Genomic DNA, 20,622 nt, shown 5'->3' on the forward strand with positions numbered 1-20,622 from the left:
TGCCTCGGCTGCGCCATCGGTACTGCTCGCCTGCGGCATCGCTGATCTGGCTGCTAGCTTCGCCTGGGGCTTGAGCCCAGGCCGCCTGCGTTGGCGCCGTTGAGGGTGGTGCCCTCCGGGTAGCCGAGTGGCAGGTACATCCAGACGTCGTCCCAGCGTTCGGTGCCCACGGCGATTGCGTTGGGCATGCGGCCGCATTCGCGAAAGCCGAGTGATTCGTAGAGTTCGATTGCGCCGTGGTTGTTGCCACGTACGCCCAGCATGACGATCTCGACGCCTGCCTCGCGGGCGTGGTCGATGAGGCCTTGCACCACTCGTTTGCCCAGGCCCAGGCCGCGTGCGGAGGGATGGGCCATGATCTGCTGGATTTCCACGCGGTGCTGGAAGACGGCTGTGCCGCCGCGGCGCCAGAGGCCCACTGCTCGGACCACGCCGTCGACCAGGGCGGTGACGAAGGCGGCGTCGTTGTCGCGGACCTGCTTGAGGACGGTGTCGAGCCAGGCGTCGATGCGTTCGCGGGTTGGGGGTTCGTGGTAGCCGACTGCGCCGCCTGCGGCTACTACGTTGTGCACGACTGTGTGGATTTCGGCGCGGAGGTTGTCGTCGGCCTCGGTCAGCCAGCGGAGTTCCGTCTCGGGCATGGGGCGATCGTAAATGCGTCGAGAATTGTCAGACCTGTTCGTTAACGTCGGGCGGGTGGAGAACCTCGTCGAGGCCAAGGCGCTGACCAAGCATTTCGGGTCGTTCGAGGCCGTTCGCGGCATCGACGTCGAGGTGCGCCGTGGGGAGGCGTTCGGGTTCTTGGGGCCCAACGGGGCGGGGAAGTCGTCGACCATGCGGATGATCTCGTGCGTGTCCGGGCGGACCGGTGGGGATCTGAAGGTGCTCGGCATGGACCCGGAGCGGGAGGGGCCCAAGATTCGGGCGCGGCTCGGGGTGGTGCCGCAGTTGGACAACCTCGATACGGAGCTGACGGTCCGGCAGAACCTCCAGATTTATGGGCGGTACTTCGGGATGTCGCGGCAGCGGTGTCGGGAGAAGGCCGACGAGTTGCTGGAGTTCGCGCAGCTCGCGGATCGGGCGGACCACGAGGTCGAGCCGCTGTCCGGGGGGATGAAGCGGCGGCTGACGATTGCGCGGTCGTTGGTCAACGATCCGGAGCTGCTGTTGTTGGACGAGCCGACTACGGGGTTGGACCCGCAGGCTCGGCATCTGTTGTGGGACAGGCTGTTCCGGTTGAAGCAGGACGGGGTGACGCTGATCATCACCACCCACTACATGGACGAGGCCGAGCAGTTGTGCGATCGGCTCGTGGTGATGGACGGCGGGCGGATCGCGGCTGAGGGGTCGCCCAGTGAGTTGATCGGGCGGTACTCGACTCGGGAAGTGCTGGAGCTGCGGTTCCGGCCTGGGGCCGAGAAGCCGGACCTGGAACGGTTCGCGGAGCGGGTCGAGGTGCTGCCGGACCGGTTGCTGTTGTACACGGTGGACGGTGAGCAGACGTTGGCCACTGTGCACGAGCACGGCGTGCGGCCGGTGCAGAGCCTGGTGCGGCGAAGTTCGCTGGAGGACGTGTTCTTGCGGCTCACCGGCAGGACGTTGGTGGACTGATGCAGACGTTGAGGGCTTCCTGGTTCGGGTTCGAGAAGACCTGGACGTGGTACCGGCGCAACTGGCGGGCCACGGCGGTGTCGGGGTTCCTGACGCCGGTGTTGTTCCTGGTGGCGCTGGGGCTCGGGTTCGGGTCGCAGGTGCGGTCGACGGCGTTGATCGGGGGCGTGCCGTACCTGCAGTACCTCGCGCCCGCGCTGGCCGTGGTCACGGCGGTGCAAGGGGCCACGTTCGAGGCGACGTACCCGGTGCTGTCGCAGTTCATGTGGCAGAAGTCGTTCGTCGCGATGGTGGCCACGCCGATCACGCCGGCTCAGGTGCTCTACTCGCAGATGATGTGGATCGGGTCGCAGATGCTGCTGCGGTCGGTGGTCTTCGTGGGTGTCGCCGCTGTCGTCGGCGCGGCGGCGGGGCCGGGCATTCTGTGGGCCGTGCTCTTCGCGACGCTGGCGGGGCTGGCGTTCAGCGCGCCGCTGGTCGCCTACAGCGCGACGTTGGAGAAGCCGGAGGCCTTCACCAACATCTTCCGGTTCGTGATGATGCCGATGACGTTGTTCACGGGCGCGTTCTTCCCGGTCAGCCAGCTGCCGCAGTGGCTGCTGCCGCTGGTGTGGCTGACGCCGACGTGGCACGGCATCGAGCTCTCGCGCGGGGCGGCGTTCGGCACGTTGGGCCTGTTGCCCGCGCTCGGGCACGTCGCGTACCTCGTCGCGTTGATCGCTTTGGGGATGGCACTCGGCGTGAAGTTCTTCCACCGGAGGCTGGCGACATGACGCAGACCCTCGACCGGACGAACGCGAGGCCCGCCAGCGTCGGGTTGATCTGGCGGGTGATTCCGCCGGGGCTCTACGGCCGCAAGGCGAGCATGCTCGTCGAACGGTCGGCGATGGTGAACCAACGGGCGTGGTTCGTGCTCGTCGGCGGGGCGTTCGAGCCGTTGCTGTTCCTGTGGTCGCTCGGGCTCGGGTTCGGGCAGATGGTGAGCTCGGTGGCCGGGCCGGACGGGCAGCCGATCAGTTACGCGGCGTTCGTGGCGCCCGCGCTGCTGGCAGCCTCGGCGATGAACGGCGCGGTGTACGACGCGACGTTCAACGTGTTCTTCAAGTTCAAGTACGCGAAGCTGTACGACGCGATGCTCACGACGCCGATGGGGCCGCTGGACATCGCGATCGGCGAGATCACCTGGGCGTTGCTGCGCGGCGGCCTGTACTCCACCGGGTTCATCTGCGTGATGCTCGGGATGGGACTCGTCGCCTCGCCGTGGGCGCTGCTCGTGCTGCCGGCCGCGCTGCTGGTGGCGTTCGCGTTCGCGGCGGTCGGCATGGCGGCGACGACGTTCATGCGCTCGTGGCAGGACTTCGACCTCGTGCAGCTGGCGGTGCTGCCGATGTTCCTGTTCTCGACCACGTTCTACCCGCTGTCGGTCTACCCGGGCTGGCTGCAGGTGGTCGTCAGCTGGACGCCGCTCTACCACGCGATCGAGCTCATGCGCGGGCTCACGCTGGGCGTCGTCGGCTGGGGCATGCTCTGGCACGTCGCGTACTTCGCGGTGCTCGCGGCCGCGGGAACGGTGGTGGCGGCGCGGCGGCTGGGAAAGTTGCTGCTGGACTGATCAAAAACCGTCCTGGCACGCGATTCGGTGGGGCTCGGTGAGGGCCGTTACTCTGGTCGTGTGAGTGTCGAGTCTGTTTTCCCCAGGTTGGAGCCACTGCTGCCGCGGATCTCCAAGCCGGTGCAGTACGTCGGCGGGGAGCTCAACGCGACCGTCAAGGACTGGGACGCGGCGTCCGTGCGCTGGGCTTTGATGTACCCCGACGCGTACGAGGTCGGGCTGCCCAACCAGGGCGTCATGATCCTCTACGAGATCCTCAACGAGCTGCCGGACGTCCTCGCCGAGCGCACCTACGCGGTGTGGCCGGACCTCGAGGCGCTCATGCGGGAGCACGACGTCCCGCAGTTCACGGTCGACGGGCACCGGCCGCTCAAGGCGTTCGACCTGATGGGCATCAGCTTCGCGACGGAGCTGGGCTACACGAACATGCTCACGGCGCTCGACCTCGCGGGCATCCCGCTGCACGCGAAGGACCGCACCGAGGACGACCCGATCGTGGTCGCCGGTGGGCACGCGGCGTTCAACCCGGAGCCGATCGCGGACTTCGTGGACGCGGCGGTGCTCGGCGACGGCGAAGAGGCCGTTCTCGAGATCACCGAGATCGTCAAGAACTGGAAGGCCGAAGGGTCTCCCGGCGGCCGCGACGAGGTGCTGACCCGGCTCGCCGAGACCGGTGGCGTGTACATCCCGCGCTTCTACGACGTGGAGTACCTGCCGGACGGCCGGATCCAGCGCGTCGTGCCGAACCGCGACCGGGTGCCGTACCGCGTCTTCAAGCGCACCACGATGGACCTCGACGCCTGGCCGTACCCGAAGCAGCCGCTGGTGCCGCTCGCCGAGAGCGTGCACGAGCGGATGAGCGTCGAGATCTTCCGCGGCTGCACCCGCGGCTGCCGGTTCTGCCAGGCGGGCATGATCACCCGGCCGGTGCGCGAGCGGTCCATCGAGGGCATCGGCGCCATGGTCCAGAAGGGACTGGAGGCGACCGGGTTCGAAGAGGTCGGCCTGCTGTCCCTGTCGAGTGCCGACCACAGCGAGATCGCCGAGATCACCAAGGGTCTCGCGGACCGCTACGAGGGCACGAACACGGGCCTGAGCCTGCCGAGCACGCGCGTCGACGCGTTCAACATCGACCTCGCGAACGAGCTGTCCCGCAACGGAAGGCGCTCGGGTCTCACCTTCGCGCCAGAGGGCGGCAGCGAGCGGATGCGGCGCGTCATCAACAAGATGGTGTCCGAAGAGGACCTCATCCGGACGGTGTCGGCCGCGTTCTCCAACGGCTGGCGGCAGGTCAAGCTGTACTTCATGTGCGGCCTGCCCACCGAGGAGGACGAGGACGTCCTGCAGATCGCCGAGATGGCCAAGAACGTCATCCGCGCGGGCCGGCAGGCGAGCGGCCGCAACGACGTCCGCTGCACCATCTCGATCGGCGGGTTCGTGCCCAAGCCGCACACGCCGTTCCAGTGGGCCCCGCAGTGCGACCCGGACACGGTCGACGATCGTTTGAGGAAGCTCCGCGAGGCCGTGAACTCGGACCGCAGCCTCGGCCGCAACATCGGCATGCGCTACCACGACGGCAAGCCCAGCCTGATCGAAGGCCTGCTCAGCCGGGGTGACCGGCGCATCGGCAAGGTCATCGAAGCGGTGTGGCGCGACGGCGGCCGGTTCGACGGCTGGTCCGAGCACTTCAGCTACGACCGCTGGACCGCCAAGGCCGCGGAGCAGCTCGAACCGCTCGGCGTCGACCTCGCCTGGTTCACCACCCGCGAGCGCGAGGAGCTGGAGGTCCTGCCCTGGGACCACCTCGACTCCGGCCTCGACAAGGAATGGCTCTGGGCCGACTGGCAGGACGCGCTGGACGAGCGCGAGCAGGACGACTGCCGCTGGACCCCGTGCTTCGACTGCGGTGTGTGCCCGGCGATGGGCACGGACATCGAGGTCGGCCCGACGGGACGCAAGCTGCTGCCGATCTCGCCGGTCGGTGTCGGTTCGCCGGTGAAGAACCCGGCGCTCAGCTCGTAGCGAGCGACGCCGTGGTCCTGGAACGGCCTCCGTCCAGTCCCGCGTGGACTGGACGGAGGTCGGCCTCGTCGAGGAGGTCGCGTTCGCCCAGTGGGACCGCGGCACGGTGTCGGTGGAGATCGGCGCCGTAGTGCAGGACAACGGCCCTTCCCTGATGGTCTTGTTCAGGGCGTACAACGTCACGCCGTGACGACGGCGATCCCGCCCACTCGTCCCGCCGCGGTGGCGACGATCGTGGCGGGCCGGCCCAGCGAGTCACCCATGTCGACGGTGATGTCCGCGCCCAGGTGAGCCGCCAGGCAAGCCGTGCTGTTGGCGTTCGCGATGTCCTCCGGCACGCCGATCGACGGCGCGAACATCCGTGCCGCGAACCGTTCACCGGCGCGGTAGGCGTAGCAGCCCAGCAGGCCCAACGAGTCGGTCGCCGCCCGCAGCAGGCGAAAATCCGGTGCCAGCCCGGCAACGTCGGTGACCTCGACGAGCATCCGCGGCCGTCCGAGCGTCGCGATCACGCACGAACCACCGGCGCCGAGCGCTGAAACGACCGCGTCCCGCTCCGCCGTGGTTGCCGGCCGCACCTGCACCGGACCCGGATCGAAGACGGCCTCGACACCACCGGGAACCTCGACCGCCGAGCCGCTGAACGTCCGTCCACCAGCCCGGAGCGTGTGCTCACCACCGCCCAGAACAGCAAGCGCCGCAACGGTTCCGTGCCCGCAGCCCGGCAGCTCACCCTCCGACGTGAAGAACCTCAACGAACCGCGAGGTCCGACGAAAACCACGTGCGAGGTGCCGTACCGCTCTGGCATCGCCCGGCGTTCGGACTCGCTGAAATCGTCGTCCGGGAGCACAGCGGTCGGACTGCCTCCGCGACCGTTTCGCAGGCAGGCGTTGACGATCACTTCGTGACGGCGGCGAGCGCGTCGACCAAACCGTGGCCGTAGAAGGAGTTGTACTCCGAGTAGCCGGTGCAGAACGCGTCCTGCACCCCGGTCCCGTTCAGGTCGTAGTCCTCCGGGCACGGCAGCGTCTGCGCCTGTGCGTTCAGCATGCGCCCCAACGACACCGCGTCGGTGTCCGGATGTGTCGACGCGATCAGCGCCGCCACCCCGGCCGCGTGCGGAGTCGCCATCGACGTGCCGCACGAGTAGTCGTAGCCCGACGGCACGGTGGACAGCACACAGCCGGACTGCGTGCGGGTGTCGCCACCGGGCGCCGTCACGTCGATCGCGCCGAGACCGTAGGAGCTGTAGCCGGCCTTGGTCCCGGTCGACTCCACCGCCGACACGCCGACCACGTTCTTGAGCTGCGCCGGCAACACCGCGCACGTCGGGTCGACGGGCCGGGTCTGCGCTTCGCCGTTCGTCGGCGACACCGAGTCACGGCCGGGCCGTGACAGGTCCGCCGCGTTGTTGCCCGCCGCCGCGACGGTCAGCACGTTGCGAGAGGTGGCGTAGTCGACGGCGCGGCGCACGGCCTCGTAGATCACGCGCTGACCGGGCTCGCTCTGGCACGTGAACAGGTACGGGTCGATGAAGTAGCTGTTGTTGGTGATGGTCATGCGCTGCGAGGCCGCCCACATGAACCCGCACACCGCGTACTCCGGGTAGATGAACCCGTCGTCGTCCACGACCTTCACGGACGCGATGCGCACGCCTGGTGCGACGCCCGTGGTGCCGCGGCCGTCGTCAGCGGCGGCGATCGTGCCCGCGACGTGCGTGCCGTGGGCCGAAGTGGTCGGCACCCACGCGGAAGGTGACGTATCGGGCTTACCGGTCAAACACCCTGCGGACAGTTCCGGAGCCAGTGCCTGGACCAGGTCGGGGTGACGCGGGTCGACGCCGGAGTCCAGCACGCCCACGACGACCGACTTCGAGCCCTCCGAGATCTCGTGCGCGGCCGGCGCCTTGATGAGATCCATGTCCCACTGCTCGCCGGAGCGCTGTCCCGATGGCCGGAACAGTTCCGTGTCGTCCTTCTTGCGCTTCACCGAACGCTTGGCGATGCTCTCGGCCTGGGCGCTGTACGCGCGCTGCGGGCCGATCAGCTTGAGGAACGACGGGTCCGGCGACGTGGCGACGGCGACCCCGATCTCCGGGTAGTAGACGGTCGTGGTGCCACACGCCTCGGTGATCTCCGCATCAGCCGCCGCAGCGGACGTGAGCTGCGAGAACACCACGAGGTAGCGCAGGTTCGGCCCCGGTTGGATGCACGAGGACACGGCGGGTTCGGCACCCGCCGGCAGGGACACCGCCAAGCACCCGGCCGCGAGCAGGGCGGTCATCGCCGCAGCCCGTGCGCGGTGGAGCAGAGGCACCAGGGACCTCCAGATCGGCAAGGCGTCCAGACAGCCGGACCGTAGCCACGCGCAACGATCTAGACAAGCTGAACGTTCTGAATCGGGTTCACGGTACCGTCCTACTGGACGAACAGCCTGCGCCGATGGGACCGCTCACCCGTCGGAACACCCATGGGAGCACCCCTGAGCCGCCATCAGCCCAACAACCCGTCGGCCGCGGCCGTGCAGAAACTGCGCCTCCGCTACACCAAGCGGGGGAGGTTGCGTTTCACCTCGCACCGCGACATCGCTCGTACGTTCGAGCGAGCGTTGCGCAGGGCAGGCGTGCCCATGGCGTACTCGCAGGGCTTCAGCCCTCACCCGAAGGTGTCATGGGTCGGCGCCGCGCCGACCGGTGTCGCCAGCGAGGCGGAGTACGTCGAGGTGTCCGTGGTCGAACGGGTCGACCCGGCGGCGCTGAAGATCGCGCTCGACGAGGCGTTGCCGCCCGGCATCGACGTCGTCGACATCGTCCAGGCGCACGGTGGCAACCTCACCGAGCGCATCGACGCGAGCGAGTGGCGGATCGAGCTCGACGGGATCGAGCCCGAGACGCTGGCCGACGCGGTCAGGGCTTTCCTCGCGCAGGAGCGGGTGGAGGTCGAGCGTCTGACCAAGGACGGCAAGAGGATCATCGACGTGCGGCCTGCGGTCGTGTCGGCACTGGTCGAACCCCGTTCGAGCGACGCCGGACACGATGAGGCCGGATTGTCACAACCGTGTGGGATACTCATGACGGTCGTTCGGCAGGTAACGCCTACCGTCCGACCCGACGACGTGCTGAATGCGCTTCGTGTCGTCGCCGATCTCGTGCCGCCGGTACCTGCGAGAGCAACCCGGATGGCGCAGGGACGGCTCGACGACGAAGGCCGGCTGGTGGACCCGCTCCAACAGGACAGAGAGTCCTGACGAAGAGGAGCGCTGGAACGTCAGCCGCTACGCATCAGGAGGAGCGGCGCTGACAGCAGCGTCGTCGTGGGACCTGCGCAAGCGTGCGCCCAGTGAGGCGCCACGCCGCTGCGCGCGAGGCAAGGATTCCCGCCGCGAGCAGCGGTGGAGAGAGACAAGAGAGGCCCCTGCGCGGCCGCGTCCTCACGGGACGCGCCCGGGGGTGGAGGAGCTGCATGTCGAACAATGACAAGCCTGCCGGCGCAACCGGCGGGCAGGGCGTGGTATCCGCACGCCCCGAGCTGGCGGACCTGCCGGACAAGCTGCGGGTGCACGCCCTGGCGAAGTTGCTGGACGTCTCCAGCAAGGACGTGATGACGGCGCTGGCCGACCTCGGTGAGGTCGCCCGCAGCGCGCAGTCGAGCGTGAGCCGCGACGTCGCGCTGAAGGTCGCCGAGACGCTGCTGGACTGGGACGACGTGGTCACCGGTGAGGTCACCGAGGACTACGAGGCCCCGGCCGTGCCTGCGTTCGAGGCACCGGCGCTCGCGCCGATCTTCGCGGCGCCGAGCGCGGTGTTCCTGCCGCCCGCGCCGATCGAACGGCCCAAGGCGGCGGTCTCGCCGTTCGTGGTGCCCGAGGAGCCCGTCGTCGAGGAGAAGTCGGTCGGCGAGATCGCCGCCGACGAGCTCGACGCCGCGGAGGCCGAAGCCGAGGCCGACGCCGATGGTGACGACGAGAGCGAAGGCCGTCGCCGTCGCCGTCGCGGCCGTCGTGGCCGCGGCCGCGGCAAGGGCGCCGACGGCGAGCAGGGTGGCGACGAGTCCGAGGAGGGGCAGGCCGACGAGGCCGAGGCCACCGCTGCGGAGGCCGACGCCGCCGACGAGACCGAAGACGAGGGCGACGAGGGTTCGACCCGCCGTCGCCGCCGTCGCCGTCGCCGCAAGACCGGCGCGGACGACGAACCCGCCGTGACCGAGGACGACCCGCCGAACACCGTCGTGCACGTCCGCGAGTCCCGCGACGCGCGTGACGACAAGGCCGACTCCGAGGCCGCCCAGAGCGAGGTCCGCAGCATCCGCGGCTCGACCCGCCTGGAGGCCAAGCGCCAGCGTCGCCGTGACGGTCGCGAGGCCGGCCGCCGCCGTGCCCCGGTGCTGACCGAGGCCGAGTTCCTGGCCCGCCGCGAGGCCGTGGCCCGCACGATGGTCGTCCGCGAGCGCGGCGACCGCACCCAGATCGGCGTGCTGGAAGACGGCGTGCTGGTCGAGCACTTCGTCACGTCGTCTGGCAGCGGCTCGATCGTGGGCAACGTCTACCTCGGCCGCGTGCAGAACGTGCTGCCGAGCATGGAGGCCGCGTTCATCGACATCGGCCGCGGCCGCAACGCCGTGCTGTACGCCGGTGAGGTCGACTGGGACGCCGCCGGTCTCGAGGGCAAGTCCCGCAAGATCGAGCAGGCGCTCTCCAGCGGCGACTCGGTGCTCGTCCAGGTCACCAAGGACCCGGTCGGCCACAAGGGCGCGCGCCTCACGACCCAGATCAGCCTCCCCGGCCGCTTCCTCGTCTACGTGCCCGGTGGTGGCGCGACGGGCATCAGCCGCAAGCTGCCGGACAACGAGCGCAAGCGCCTCAAGGACATCCTGAAGAGGGTCGTCCCCGAGGACGCCGGCGTGATCATCCGCACCGCCTCTGAGGGCATCTCCGAGGAGGAGCTCGGCCGCGACGTCACGCGTCTGCAGGCCCAGTGGAAGGTCATCAAGGAGAAGTCCGAGACCACCTCCACCAAGGCCCCGGCGTTGCTCTACGAAGAGCCGGACCTGCTGGTGAAGGTCGTCCGCGACCTGTTCACCGAGGACTTCGCCCAGCTCGTCGTCCAGGGCGACGAGGCGTGGGAGGTCATCGACTCCTACGTCCGCCACGTGGCGCCGGACCTGCAGGACCGCCTGAAGAAGCACGTCGGCAACAACGACGCGTTCGTCGAGTACCGCATCGACGAGCAGCTGATGAAGGCGCTGGACCGCAAGGTGTGGCTGCCGTCGGGTGGTTACCTGATCATCGACCGCACCGAGGCGATGACGGTCATCGACGTCAACACAGGCAAGTTCACCGGATCGGGCGGCAACCTCGAAGAGACGGTGACGCGCAACAACCTGGAGTCGGCGGAGGAGATCGTCCGCCAGCTCCGGCTGCGCGACATCGGCGGCATCATCGTCATCGACTTCATCGACATGGTCCTGGAGTCGAACCGCGACCTGGTGCTGCGCCGCCTGACCGAGTGCCTGGGCCGCGACCGCACGCGTCACCAGGTCGCCGAGGTCACCTCGCTCGGCCTGGTGCAGATGACCCGCAAGCGGGTCGGCACCGGTCTGCTCGAGGCGTTCAGCCAGACGTGTGAGCACTGCCGCGGCCGTGGCGTCGTCGTGTCCACCGAGCCCGTGCACTCGCACGGCGGTGGCAACGGTGGCGGCCAGCAGCAGCAACCGCAGCAGCAGGGCGGTGGCCGCAAGTCGCGCCGCAACAAGGGCGGTGGCGAGCAGGCCGCCGAGGTGGCTGAGGTCACCGAGGTCGCCGAAGTCGTCGACGTGGCCGCCGAGGCGCCGGTCGTCGAGCCGGAGGTCGTCGAGCCGGGCGAGCCGGAGGACACCTCCGAGGGCGCGGTCGCCGCGGACCAGGAGCACGAGGGTCACGCCGCCGGTCGTCGTCGCCGCCGTCGTCGTGGCCGCGACAAGGAGCCGCAGGCCGTCGTCGACGCGGTCGTGGTCGAGGAGCAGGCGCTCAACGGTCACGTGCCGCACGAGGTCGCCGAGGACCCGGCGCCGATCGAGGTCGAGCCGGTCGCCGAAGAGCCTGTCGAGTCCCCGGCGGAGGAGCCTGCCGCCGAGGTCGTCGACGAAGCCGCTCCTGAGCTCGTCGAGCCCGTGACGGTCGCCGAGATCGTTGCGGAAGAGGCAGCCGAGGTCGCGGAGGAGGCCGCTGAGGTGGCCGAGATCGCCGCTGAGGCCGTCGCCGAGGCCGAGGCACCCGTCGTGGCCCAGGAAGCTGCTGAGCCCGCTGCTGAGGCCCCTGCGGCCCGTCCGCGTCGCCGTGCCGCCAAGCGCGCCGCCGGTGCGCCGGTCGCGGTCGAGGCGTCCGCTCCGGTGGTCGTCGAGGTGCCGAAGCAGCCCGAGGTCCAGATGCCCGCTCCGGTGGTCACCACCACCCGCAGGCGCCGCGCCGTGTCGCGGCCCGCGGGACCGCCGGTCAACGAGGGCTGACGCGAGAAGCAGAGACCGGGGTCGCCTTCACGGGCGGCCCCGGTTTTGCGTTGTGAGGGATGGCACAGCCTGCGGGTTTGTGATCAGGGGACCCCAGTTTGCTTGTGCTGTACCCACTCCCGTAACCTTGTCGACGGCCCGCCATCCGACGGGTCCTGTCGTGTGCCCCCTCTGCTGACTGCAGTTGATCAAACACTGTTTCGCAGGTGGGTTGGCGCATGGCCCGTCACCATCGAGTAGCAGGAGACTTCCGTCCTGATGTACGCGATCGTCAAGACCGGCGGCAAGCAGTACAAGGTCGCTGTCGGCGACATCGTCGAGGTCGAGAAGCTCGAGGGCGAGCCGGGCACCGAAATCTCCCTCCAGGCGCTGCTCGTGGTCGACGGCACCAACGTCACCGCTGACGCGGCGGCCCTGGAGAAGTTCTCGGTCACCGGCAAGCTGGTCGAGCACACCAAGGGCCCGAAGATTCGCATCCACAAGTTCAAGAACAAGACCGGCTACCACAAGCGACAGGGTCACAGGCAGAAGCTGACCCGCGTCGAGGTCACCGGCATCACCGGTAAGTGAGGACCTGACTTCTCATGGCACACAAAAAGGGTGCGTCCAGTTCCCGCAACGGCCGTGACTCCAACCCCCAGTACCTGGGTGTGAAGCGGTTCGGCGGTCAGGTCGTCAAGGCCGGCGAGATCCTGATCCGCCAGCGCGGCACCAAGTTCCACCCCGGCGTCGGTGTGGGCATCGGCAAGGACGACACGTTGTTCGCCCTGCTGCCGGGTGCGGTGGAGTTCGGCATGAAGCGCGGTCGCAAGACCGTCAACATCGTCCCGGTTGCGGTCTGAGAGACCGTTCCGCGACGTAGTCAGACCTCTGCGAGGGGCGGGCCCGGTCTTCCGGAACCGCCCCTCGTTGCTTGTTCGCAAGACTTTCTGAAAGGAAGTATTTCCGTGGCCCGCTTCGTAGACCGGGTGGTGATCCACGCTGCCGCCGGCAACGGGGGCAACGGTTGTGCTTCAGTGCACCGCGAGAAGTTCAAGCCGCTCGGCGGCCCGGACGGCGGCAACGGGGGCAGCGGCGGCGACGTGATCCTCGTCGTCGACTCCCAGGTGCACACCCTGCTCGACTTCCACTTCCGCCCGCACGCCGCCGCCACCAACGGCAAGGCGGGCGCGGGTGCGAACCGCGACGGCGCGAACGGCGAGGACCTGATCCTGCGCGTCCCGGACGGCACCGTCGTGCTGACCGAGGACGGCGAGATCGTCGCGGACCTGGTCGGCGAGGGCACCCAGCTCATCGCCGCCGCCGGTGGCCGCGGTGGTCTCGGCAACGCCTCGCTCGCGTCCAAGGCCCGCAAGGCGCCCGGTTTCGCGTTGCTCGGTGAGCCGGGCGAGACGCGCGACCTGGTGCTGGAGCTCAAGTCCGTCGCGGACGTCGGCCTGCTCGGCTTCCCGTCCGCCGGCAAGTCGTCGCTGATCTCGGTGCTCTCCGCCGCGAAGCCGAAGATCGCCGACTACCCGTTCACCACGCTGGTGCCGAACCTGGGCGTGATCACCGCGGGCGAGACCATCTTCACGATGGCGGACGTCCCCGGTCTGATCCCCGGCGCCTCGCAGGGCAAGGGTCTCGGCCTCGACTTCCTGCGCCACATCGAGCGCACCGCCGTGCTCGCCCACGTCGTCGACTGCGCGACGTACGAGCCCGGCCGCGACCCGATCGCGGACATCGACGCGCTGGAGAACGAGCTGGCGGAGTACACCCCGTCGCTCGGCGGCAACTTCGCCGACCGTCCGCGCGTGGTGATCCTGAACAAGATCGACATTCCGGACGCCAAGGACCTCGCCGACATCGTCCGCCCGGAGATCGAGGCCCGCGGCCTGCCGGTCTTCGAGGTGTCGACCGTGTCGCGCGAAGGCCTGCGCGAACTCACCTTCAAGCTGGCCGAGGTCGTGCGCGAGTACCGCGCCGCCCAGCCGAAGAAGGAATCGACCCGAATCGTGCTGCGGCCGACCGCCGTGGACGACCAGGGCTTCACCGTGACCGAGGACCCCTCGGTCGAGGGTGGCTTCATCGTCAAGGGCGACCGCCCCGAGCGCTGGATCCGCCAGACCGACTTCTCCAACGACGAAGCCGTCGGTTACCTCGCGGACCGCCTGCACAGGCTGGGCGTCGAGGACAAGCTCGTGAAGATGGGCGCTGTTCCCGGCTGCCAGGTCACCATCGGCGACCTGATCTTCGACTGGGAACCGACCACGCCGGCCGGCATCGCGATGACGATGACCGGACGCGGCACGGACGTCCGTCTCGAGCGCAACGACCGCATCGGCGCCCACGAGCGCAAGGCCCTGAAGAAGGCCCGCCGCGCGCCCGGCGAGTACGGCGACGACTACGGTGATTTCGGCGAGGAGTAAAAGTGACGGCCCCCGTGGTCTCACAGGCACGACTTGCGGTGGCTTCGGCCACGCGCATCGTGGTGAAGGTCGGTTCTTCTTCTTTGACCACAGCCGAGGGCGGGCTCGATCCGGCCCGCCTCGACTCGCTGGTCGACGCCCTGGCTGCCCGGTCTCGGGCCGGCAGCCAGGTCGTGCTGGTCTCGTCCGGTGCGATCGCCGCCGGGCTGGCGCCGTTGGGCATCTCCCGCCGGCCGCGCGACCTCGCCACGCAGCAGGCTGCCGCGAGCGTCGGGCAGCTGACGTTGGCGCACGCGTACGCGAACTCGTTCGGCCGCTACTCGTTGACGGTCGGCCAGGTGCTGCTGACCGCGGACGACGTGGTGCGCCGCGCCCACTACCGCAATGCCCAGCGCACGTTTTCTCGTTTGCTGGCCCTGGGTGCGGTGCCGGTCGTGAACGAGAACGACACCGTTGCCACCGAGGAGATCCGCTTCGGCGACAACGACCGCCTGGCTGCTCTGGTGGCGCACCTGGTCGGCGCCGACGCGTTGTTCCTGCTGTCCGATGTGGACGCTCTCTACTCGGGTGATCCGCGCAAGCCCGGTGCCGTGCGCATCTCCGAGGTCGCTTCGGCGTCCGATGTGGACGGCGTGAAGGCCGGAACCGTTGGTGCGTCCGGTCTTGGCACGGGTGGCATGGCCTCGAAGCTGGCCGCCGCCCGGTTGGCTTCTTCGGCCGGCATTCCGGTACTGCTGGCCGGTGCTTCGGACGCCGGTCGGGCGTTGGGGGCTGCCGACGTCGGAACTGCCTTCGCCGCAACGGGTTCGCGTTTGACCGCACGCCGCTTCTGGCTCGGCTACGCCACCGATGCGAACGGCCGTCTGCACCTCGACGACGGCGCGGTCGCCGCGGTCGTTGGCCGGCGTCGTTCGTTGCTGGCAGCCGGAATCACCGGTGTGGACGGCGATTTCGAAGCCGGTGACGTCGTCGAGCTCGTGTCGCTCGCTGGTGAGGTCGTGGCGCGCGGTGTGGTCGGTTACGACGCTTCCGAGCTGCCGTCGTTGATCGGCCACAAGACCCACGACCTGCCCTCGGAGCAACGTCGCGAGGTCGTGCACGCCGATGACCTGGTGCCGCTCGCTAGGTGAGCTCGACGCCCTTCGTCTCGGGCAGCGTGAGGATCACCAGGAACGAGATCACCGCGCCGATCGCCACGTACCAGAAGAACACCGTGCCGCCGACCGCCTGAATGACGAGCGGCGCGGTGCCGCCGAACAGCGCGACCGTCAGGTTGTACCAAGCGCCGATGCCGAGGCCGCGCAGTTCGGTGGGGAACAGCTCGCTCATCAACGCGGGCGCGATCGACGTGATCGTCGTGTAGAGGCCGAGCCCGACCACGAACACGATCACCAGGTTCGCCAGCCCCGGTTTGACCAATGTGGACAGCGGCACGACCAGCACCGCCATCGCCGCGGACCACACCAGGATCTGCGGCTTGCGGCCGTACCTGTCCGCGAGCCAGCCCATCGGGTACTGCAACGCGATGAACACCACCGTGCCGATCGACAGCGCCAGGAACACGTCGATGTCGTTGGCGCCCTTGGTCTTCACCGCGAACGGCGTCAGCGCGCTGAAGAACGTGTAGAAACACAGCGTCGACAGCAACGTGACGCCGATGAGCTGCCCGACCGCCTTCGGGTGCTCCTTGAGGGTCAGCAGCAACGGGTTGCGCAGCTTCTCGGCTTTCGCCTTGTTCTCCTCGAACTGCTCCGTCTCCGGCAGTTCGCGCCGCAACCACAACCCGATCAGCCCGAGCACGCCACCGATCAGGAACGGCACACGCCAGCCGTACGTCGCCATCGCGTCCTTGTCGAGGCCGCGGGACAGGAAGAACCCGAGCAGCGACGCGATCAGCACCGCCGCACCCGTCGAGATGTAGAAGAACGACGAGTACCTGCCGCGATGGCTGGGTTTCGCGATCTCCCCGAGGTAAGCCGACGCGTTGGAAACCTCGCCGCCCAGCGCCATGCCCTGCGCGACGCGGGCGAGGACGAGCAGGGCCGGCGACAGCCAGCCGACCTGGTCGAACGTCGGCAGCAACCCGATCACCACCGACCCGCCGGACATCAACGCGATCGTCAGCAGCATCGCGGTCCGCCGGCCCTTCAGGTCCGCGAACCGGCCGAGCAGATAACCGCCGAGCGGCCGGAAGAAGAAGGCGAGCGCGAACGTGGCGAACGTGCTCAGCAGCGCCGCGGCCTCGTTGCCCTTCGGAAAGATCTGGGTCGCGAAGTAGATGCTGAACGCCGTGTAGATCCCCCAGTCGTACCACTCGACCGCGTTCCCGGCCGAGGCCGCGACCAGCTTGCGCACGGGCAGTCGATGGGTTTCCGAAGTAACCACCATGTGGTCACCTTGTCACACACGGCGACCGAGCCATACTGATCAGCGTGCGTTCAATGGGTTTGGTGACGTTGGTGGTCCGCGACTACGACGAGGCGCTTCGCTTCTACGTGGACGGTCTGGGATTCACACTGGTCGAGGACACGCCGCAGGGCGACAAGCGGTGGGTCGTCGTGTCGGCGGGCGGGGGAGCGTCGTTGCTGCTGGCCCAGGCGGACACGGACGAGCAGTCCGCGCGAGTCGGCGACCAGACCGGCGGCCGCGTCGGGTTCTTCCTCACCACCGACGACTTCGACCGCGACCACGCCCGCATGACGTCGTTCGGCGTGCGGTTCCTCGAGACGCCGCGCGACGAGGTCTACGGGCGCGTAGCCGTCTTCGAGGACCTGTACGGCAACCGCTGGGACCTGCTTCAGCCCGCCCGCGCCTGACCCGGTGACACCCCGACGATCCGCTTGAATGCGCGGCTGAACGCAGCCTCCGACTCGTAGCCGAGGCCGCGCGCGATCTCGCTGACCGTGCTGTCGCGGTCCCGCAACCGGTTCATCGCCACGTGCATGCGCCACCGCGTCACGTATCGCATGGCCGGTTCGCCGACAAGCTCGGTGAACCGCGCCGCGAACGCCGAGCGGGACATCGCCGTCTGGTGCGCCAGGCGTTCGACGGTCCACGGCTGGGCGGGGTCGCGGTGGATCAACGCCAGCGCCTGCCCGATCTGCTGGTCCTGCAACGCGCCGAGCCAGCCGGTGCGCGCGGCCGGGTCGTTGGCGAGCCACGAACGGATCGTCTGGATCACCAGCACGTCGGCGAGCCTGGTGATCACCGCTTCGCCGCCGGGGCGCAGGTTTCGCGCCTCGGCGGCCATGAGGTCGATGGTGGCGCGCATGTCGTCGGCCTGCCGCACGTACAGCACGTGGGGCAACACCTTGATCAGGTGCTTCGCGGCCGGGTGGTCGAAACGCACCGCGCCGCACACGAGGTGCGTCACGGCGCCACCGTCGCCGTGCCTCAAAATCGCGTAGTTGTCGGTCTCGAACGTGTGCGGCAGCGTCGTGACCAGCGGCGTTTCCGCCTCGGAGCCGCTGAACAGCCGGTGGCCCTCGCCGCCCGGCACGAGCAGCACGTCGCCGGGTGCCAACGAGGTCACGTGGCCGTCGACCTCGATCTCGCACGAGCCGCTGGTGAGCACGTGGAACCACAGGCAGTCGGCCATGTCGGGCATCGTCAGGCCCCACGGCTCGGTGAGCTCGGTCCGGCAGTAGAAGCTGCCGGACATCCTCATCAGGTGCAGCGCCTCGCCCAACGCGTCCGTCATGCACCCAGTCTGGACGAATGAGCAAGCCAAAGCGATGAATTGTCATTGAGAGTCCGCGCCGCGCAGACCACAGTGAGCGGCATGGGGACAATCACGCTGATCGCAGCCGCCGCTTCTGGCCTGATGGCAGGCCTGTTCTTCGCGTTCTCCACGGCCGTCATGCCCGGCCTCGCCGACCTGCCCGCCGCGGACGCCCGCGCCGCCATGCGCCGCATCAACGTCCGCATCCAGAACCCGGTGTTCCTGCTGGTGTTCGCGGGCAACGTGATCCTGTGCGGCATCGAGGTCTTCCAGGGCAGGATCGCGGGCGGCCTGCTCTACCTCGTCGGCTCGTTCCTGCTGACCATGGTCGTCAACGTGCCCATGAACAACCGCCTCGAACGCACCGACGACGCCTACTGGCCCGAGTACCTGCGCAGGTGGACGATCTGGAACCACGTGCGCGGCATCGCCTGCCTCGCCTCGACGATCACCCTGCTACTCGGATTATGAGGCCGTTCTTGGGGCGCATCGCGGCGACGCTCGTCGGCGTGATGCGCTGCTCGACCAACTCGGGTTTTGGCCGTTGCAGCAACGCTTTCAGCATCACGGTCAGTTCCGTCGTCGCGAGCCCGGCCCCGATGCACCGGTGCGGCCCGCCCCCGAACGGCAGGAACTCGTGCGGGGCGGGCTTGTTCTCCCACCGGTCCGGGTCGAACCGCAGCGGGTCCGGAAACACCTCGGCCAGCCGATGCGTGACGTACGGGCTGTACAGCAGGAACGTGCCTTCCTCGATCTTCTTCCCGGCGAACTCGAACGGTTGCGCCGCCACACGTGCAGACACCACCGCGGGCGGATACAGCCGCAGCGTCTCGTTCACGACGTTGGCCAGGTAGTCGTCGTCTTCCCGCGCACGCTCCCAAACTCCGTTGTGCCGCAACAGGTTGAAGATCGCCCACGCCATCGCGCCGCTCGTCGTCTCGTATCCGGCGGCGATCAGCGTGACGACCTGGTCGCGCACTTCGAGGTCGCTCAGCCCGTCACTCTGCACGAGAGCCGTGAGCACGTCTCCGGCCGTGTTGCCTTGGCGCGTCTCCTCGATCGCCTTGTAGACCCGCGCGTCAACGGCCCGGCGCGCTCTCATCGCGTTGCGCCATGCCGGAGCCTTCACCTTCCTGAGCAACGTCACGACCGCCGGGTTGCGGTCGATCAGGTTGATCAGCACCTGCAGGTGCGCCCCGAAGAACTCCGAGTCCTGCGCCAGCCTGTCGCCGAACAACGCGTGGATCGTGCTGCGCCTGATCGCCCTCCGGAACTCCTGATACGCGTCCACCTCTTGCCCTGGTCGCCAAGCGTCGAGCGTCTTGTCGGCGTTCTCCCGCATCACGGGCACGTAGTTCGCGATCTGCCGATGCACCAACGCCGGCTGCACGTGCTTGCGCCGCCGCTTGTGGTCCTCGCCGTCGCTCACGATCAACGACGTCGGCCCGTCCACCGGCACCAGCACCTGGAACGCCCGCTCCACCTCGAACAGCTCGGAGTTCGCGAACACGAACCGGTTCGCCTCAGGCCCGAGCAGGTAGGTGTAGGGCCCCATGCGCACCACCGGCCCGAACCTCCGATGCAGACCGGAAAGAAGATCGGCCTGCCGGAACCGCACGACGTCCGGGATCATGGCGTTGACAGTGCCACACCGCACCGGGGGACGGTTCGCAATGCCAGCACGGGTTCCGCTGCCAACCTTGAACGCGGGCGGCGTGTCCATCGCCTATCGCATGGACGGCTCGCTGTCGGGCCCGCCCGTGGTGTTGTTGCACGCTTTGGCGAGCTCTTCGGCCACCTGGACCCGCCTCACCCGCTCACTGGTGGCCGCCGGCCACCTCGTGATCGCCCCGGAACTGCGCGGGCACGGCGGCAGCGCCTGGACCGGCGACTACCGCCTGGACTCCGTGCAGCGCGACGTGGTGAGCGTGCTCGACCTGCTGGACATCGCCGAGTTCGACCTCATCGGCCACTCGCTGGGCGCCCACATCGCCGCGCTGCTGGCCGGCCGCCGCCCGGACCGAGTGCGCAAGCTCGTGCTCGAAGACCCGCCACCGCCGCCCCGCTCCGGCGCACCCCGCCGGCCCCGGCGAGGTCTCGCCTGGTTCCTCGCCGCGCAGGGCCTGGTGCGCCGCGGGTTCGATCGCCGCATGGTGCCGCAGATCCTGACCCAGCTCCGCGCGCCCGACCCGTTGTGGTGGGACGGCCTGTCCGCGATCAAGGCACCGACCCTGGTGATCGGCGGCTCGCGCAGCCACATCCCGTTGGAGCGCCTGGAAGAAGTCGCCGCGGAGATCCCGCACTGCGATCTGCTCACGATCGACGCGGGCCACCGCATCCACAGCACCCGTCCCGCCGAGTTCCAGGACGCAGTGCTCCGCTTCCTCACCTAGCCGATCTTGTCGGACCCGCTGAGCAGAGGCACGTCAACGGCTCGCACATCCGTCGCCGAACTGGGCATCGGCATCGTCGCCCTGCGAGACGTCGTCGCCACCTCACGCAGCACCTGCGGCGGCGCCACCGGCAACGTCAGCATCGGCGCGCTGACCGTCGCCGGCCTCCCGATCACCGTCACCACCGCGCCCAACACCACGATCCCGCTGGTCGGCGGCAAGATCGTGATCAACGAGCAGGTACCGATGCCCGGCGGCCTCAAGGTCAACGGCGCGCACATCACCCTGCCCGGCGTGGACGTGGTCGTGTCGTCCGCGACCTCGGCCGTTCACCACTGCTGATCTGACCGAACCGCCCTCCAGGTCCTCAGT

21 protein-coding genes are annotated in these 20,622 nt (G+C 68.9%); 15 read left to right on the forward strand and 6 right to left on the reverse strand.

Going from position 1 to position 20,622, the window contains the following annotated elements; translation table 11 throughout:
* Positions 1–53: 53 nt before the first annotated feature.
* The gene (locus UK23_RS37265) at positions 54–641 is read right to left on the reverse strand and encodes a GNAT family N-acetyltransferase (RefSeq protein ID WP_045316477.1); all 588 of its coding nucleotides are present in this window, start codon (positions 639–641) and stop codon (positions 54–56) included.
* Between the two features lie 55 nt (positions 642–696).
* Here UK23_RS37265 and UK23_RS37270 point away from each other — a divergent pair, with 55 nt between their 5' ends.
* From UK23_RS37270 to UK23_RS52200, 5 genes are read left to right on the forward strand one after another with little or no spacing between them, the layout of a single operon-like run.
* A complete protein-coding gene (locus UK23_RS37270; protein WP_231114847.1) occupies positions 697–1,611 on the forward strand; it encodes an ABC transporter ATP-binding protein in 915 nt (304 codons plus the stop codon).
* Positions 1,611–2,384, forward strand: a complete 774-nt coding sequence (locus UK23_RS37275) for an ABC transporter permease (RefSeq protein WP_045316479.1) — start codon at positions 1,611–1,613, stop codon at positions 2,382–2,384. The genes UK23_RS37270 and UK23_RS37275 overlap by 1 nt, the downstream gene beginning before the upstream one ends.
* Positions 2,381–3,223: an ABC transporter permease gene (locus tag UK23_RS37280; RefSeq protein ID WP_045316480.1), complete on the forward strand. Its 843-nt coding sequence runs from the start codon at positions 2,381–2,383 to the stop codon at positions 3,221–3,223. The genes UK23_RS37275 and UK23_RS37280 overlap by 4 nt, the downstream gene beginning before the upstream one ends.
* Before the next feature lie 60 nt (positions 3,224–3,283).
* Positions 3,284–5,245, forward strand: coding sequence for a TIGR03960 family B12-binding radical SAM protein (locus UK23_RS37285; RefSeq protein ID WP_045316481.1), 1,962 nt, complete (start codon positions 3,284–3,286; stop codon positions 5,243–5,245).
* A 43-nt stretch (positions 5,246–5,288) separates the two neighbouring features.
* Positions 5,289–5,435 (forward strand): hypothetical protein, encoded by a 147-nt coding sequence (locus UK23_RS52200; protein WP_156213677.1) that lies wholly within the window; start codon positions 5,289–5,291, stop codon positions 5,433–5,435.
* Here UK23_RS52200 and UK23_RS37290 read toward each other — a convergent pair.
* Together UK23_RS37290 and UK23_RS37295 are read right to left on the reverse strand one after the other, a co-directional pair.
* Positions 5,425–6,147: a PhzF family phenazine biosynthesis protein gene (locus UK23_RS37290; RefSeq protein WP_045316482.1), complete on the reverse strand. Its 723-nt coding sequence runs from the start codon at positions 6,145–6,147 to the stop codon at positions 5,425–5,427. The two genes, UK23_RS52200 and UK23_RS37290, sit on opposite strands and share 11 nt — an antisense overlap.
* On the reverse strand, positions 6,144–7,562 hold the full coding sequence (locus UK23_RS37295) for a S8 family peptidase (protein ID WP_045316483.1): 1,419 nt from the start codon (positions 7,560–7,562) through the stop codon (positions 6,144–6,146). The genes UK23_RS37290 and UK23_RS37295 overlap by 4 nt, the downstream gene beginning before the upstream one ends.
* A 204-nt stretch (positions 7,563–7,766) precedes the next feature.
* On the opposite strand from UK23_RS37295, the gene UK23_RS37300 reads away from it, so the two are divergent.
* The 6 genes from UK23_RS37300 to proB all read left to right on the forward strand — a co-directional run bounded on the left by UK23_RS37300 (position 7,767) and on the right by proB (position 15,266).
* A complete protein-coding gene (locus UK23_RS37300; RefSeq protein WP_045316497.1) occupies positions 7,767–8,492 on the forward strand; it encodes a TIGR03936 family radical SAM-associated protein in 726 nt (241 codons plus the stop codon).
* 215 nt (positions 8,493–8,707) lie between these two features.
* A complete protein-coding gene (locus UK23_RS37305) occupies positions 8,708–11,728 on the forward strand; it encodes a translation initiation factor IF-2 N-terminal domain-containing protein (protein WP_045316484.1) in 3,021 nt (1,006 codons plus the stop codon).
* Between the two features lie 258 nt (positions 11,729–11,986).
* The gene (gene rplU, locus UK23_RS37310; protein WP_045316485.1) at positions 11,987–12,298 is read left to right on the forward strand and encodes a 50S ribosomal protein L21; all 312 of its coding nucleotides are present in this window, start codon (positions 11,987–11,989) and stop codon (positions 12,296–12,298) included.
* A gap of 14 nt (positions 12,299–12,312) precedes the next feature.
* Positions 12,313–12,570 carry a 50S ribosomal protein L27 gene (rpmA, locus tag UK23_RS37315; RefSeq protein ID WP_030468120.1) on the forward strand — a complete coding sequence of 86 codons (258 nt, stop codon included), beginning with the start codon at positions 12,313–12,315 and terminating at the stop codon, positions 12,568–12,570.
* A gap of 105 nt (positions 12,571–12,675) precedes the next feature.
* Positions 12,676–14,136, forward strand: a complete 1,461-nt coding sequence (gene obgE, locus UK23_RS37320; RefSeq protein WP_045316486.1) for a GTPase ObgE — start codon at positions 12,676–12,678, stop codon at positions 14,134–14,136.
* A gap of 2 nt (positions 14,137–14,138) precedes the next feature.
* Positions 14,139–15,266 (forward strand): glutamate 5-kinase, encoded by a 1,128-nt coding sequence (gene proB, locus UK23_RS37325; RefSeq protein ID WP_082115287.1) that lies wholly within the window; start codon positions 14,139–14,141, stop codon positions 15,264–15,266.
* Here the strand turns inward: proB and UK23_RS37330 are convergent.
* Positions 15,259–16,524 (reverse strand): MFS transporter, encoded by a 1,266-nt coding sequence (locus tag UK23_RS37330; protein WP_045316487.1) that lies wholly within the window; start codon positions 16,522–16,524, stop codon positions 15,259–15,261. The genes proB and UK23_RS37330 overlap by 8 nt on opposite strands.
* Before the next feature lie 53 nt (positions 16,525–16,577).
* On the opposite strand from UK23_RS37330, the gene UK23_RS37335 reads away from it, so the two are divergent.
* On the forward strand, positions 16,578–16,952 hold the full coding sequence (locus UK23_RS37335; RefSeq protein ID WP_196778065.1) for a VOC family protein: 375 nt from the start codon (positions 16,578–16,580) through the stop codon (positions 16,950–16,952).
* Here the strand turns inward: UK23_RS37335 and UK23_RS37340 are convergent.
* Positions 16,934–17,836, reverse strand: a complete 903-nt coding sequence (locus UK23_RS37340; RefSeq protein WP_045316489.1) for an AraC family transcriptional regulator — start codon at positions 17,834–17,836, stop codon at positions 16,934–16,936. The genes UK23_RS37335 and UK23_RS37340 overlap by 19 nt on opposite strands.
* Before the next feature lie 81 nt (positions 17,837–17,917).
* Between UK23_RS37340 and UK23_RS37345 the strand changes: the two genes are divergently transcribed.
* Complete coding sequence (locus UK23_RS37345; protein WP_045316490.1) at positions 17,918–18,328, forward strand: DUF1772 domain-containing protein; 411 nt, start codon at positions 17,918–17,920, stop codon at positions 18,326–18,328.
* Here UK23_RS37345 and UK23_RS37350 read toward each other — a convergent pair.
* Positions 18,306–19,490: a cytochrome P450 gene (locus tag UK23_RS37350; RefSeq protein WP_045316499.1), complete on the reverse strand. Its 1,185-nt coding sequence runs from the start codon at positions 19,488–19,490 to the stop codon at positions 18,306–18,308. The two genes, UK23_RS37345 and UK23_RS37350, sit on opposite strands and share 23 nt — an antisense overlap.
* Before the next feature lie 67 nt (positions 19,491–19,557).
* Here UK23_RS37350 and UK23_RS37355 point away from each other — a divergent pair, with 67 nt between their 5' ends.
* Both UK23_RS37355 and UK23_RS37360 read left to right on the forward strand, forming a co-directional pair.
* On the forward strand, positions 19,558–20,250 hold the full coding sequence (locus UK23_RS37355) for an alpha/beta fold hydrolase (protein WP_045316491.1): 693 nt from the start codon (positions 19,558–19,560) through the stop codon (positions 20,248–20,250).
* Between the two features lie 6 nt (positions 20,251–20,256).
* Positions 20,257–20,592: a choice-of-anchor P family protein gene (locus UK23_RS37360; RefSeq protein ID WP_045316492.1), complete on the forward strand. Its 336-nt coding sequence runs from the start codon at positions 20,257–20,259 to the stop codon at positions 20,590–20,592.
* Positions 20,593–20,622 lie beyond the last annotated feature (30 nt).

Origin of the sequence: Lentzea aerocolonigenes (assembly GCF_000955955.1) — a bacterium.
GTDB lineage: Bacteria > Actinomycetota > Actinomycetes > Mycobacteriales > Pseudonocardiaceae > Lentzea > Lentzea aerocolonigenes_A.

Coding starts and splice junctions, on each gene's coding strand:
- UK23_RS37345 (WP_045316490.1), top strand. CDS start 17,918: ATGGGGACAATCACGCTGATCGCAGCCGCCGCTTCTGGCCTGATGGCA.
- UK23_RS37265 (WP_045316477.1), bottom strand. CDS start 641: ATGCCCGAGACGGAACTCCGCTGGCTGACCGAGGCCGACGACAACCTC.
- UK23_RS37335 (WP_196778065.1), top strand. CDS start 16,578: ATGGGTTTGGTGACGTTGGTGGTCCGCGACTACGACGAGGCGCTTCGC.
- UK23_RS37340 (WP_045316489.1), bottom strand. CDS start 17,836: ATGACGGACGCGTTGGGCGAGGCGCTGCACCTGATGAGGATGTCCGGC.
- UK23_RS37275 (WP_045316479.1), top strand. CDS start 1,611: ATGCAGACGTTGAGGGCTTCCTGGTTCGGGTTCGAGAAGACCTGGACG.
- UK23_RS37330 (WP_045316487.1), bottom strand. CDS start 16,524: ATGGTGGTTACTTCGGAAACCCATCGACTGCCCGTGCGCAAGCTGGTC.
- rpmA (WP_030468120.1), top strand. CDS start 12,313: ATGGCACACAAAAAGGGTGCGTCCAGTTCCCGCAACGGCCGTGACTCC.
- UK23_RS37350 (WP_045316499.1), bottom strand. CDS start 19,490: ATGATCCCGGACGTCGTGCGGTTCCGGCAGGCCGATCTTCTTTCCGGT.
- UK23_RS37305 (WP_045316484.1), top strand. CDS start 8,708: ATGTCGAACAATGACAAGCCTGCCGGCGCAACCGGCGGGCAGGGCGTG.
- rplU (WP_045316485.1), top strand. CDS start 11,987: ATGTACGCGATCGTCAAGACCGGCGGCAAGCAGTACAAGGTCGCTGTC.
- UK23_RS37280 (WP_045316480.1), top strand. CDS start 2,381: ATGACGCAGACCCTCGACCGGACGAACGCGAGGCCCGCCAGCGTCGGG.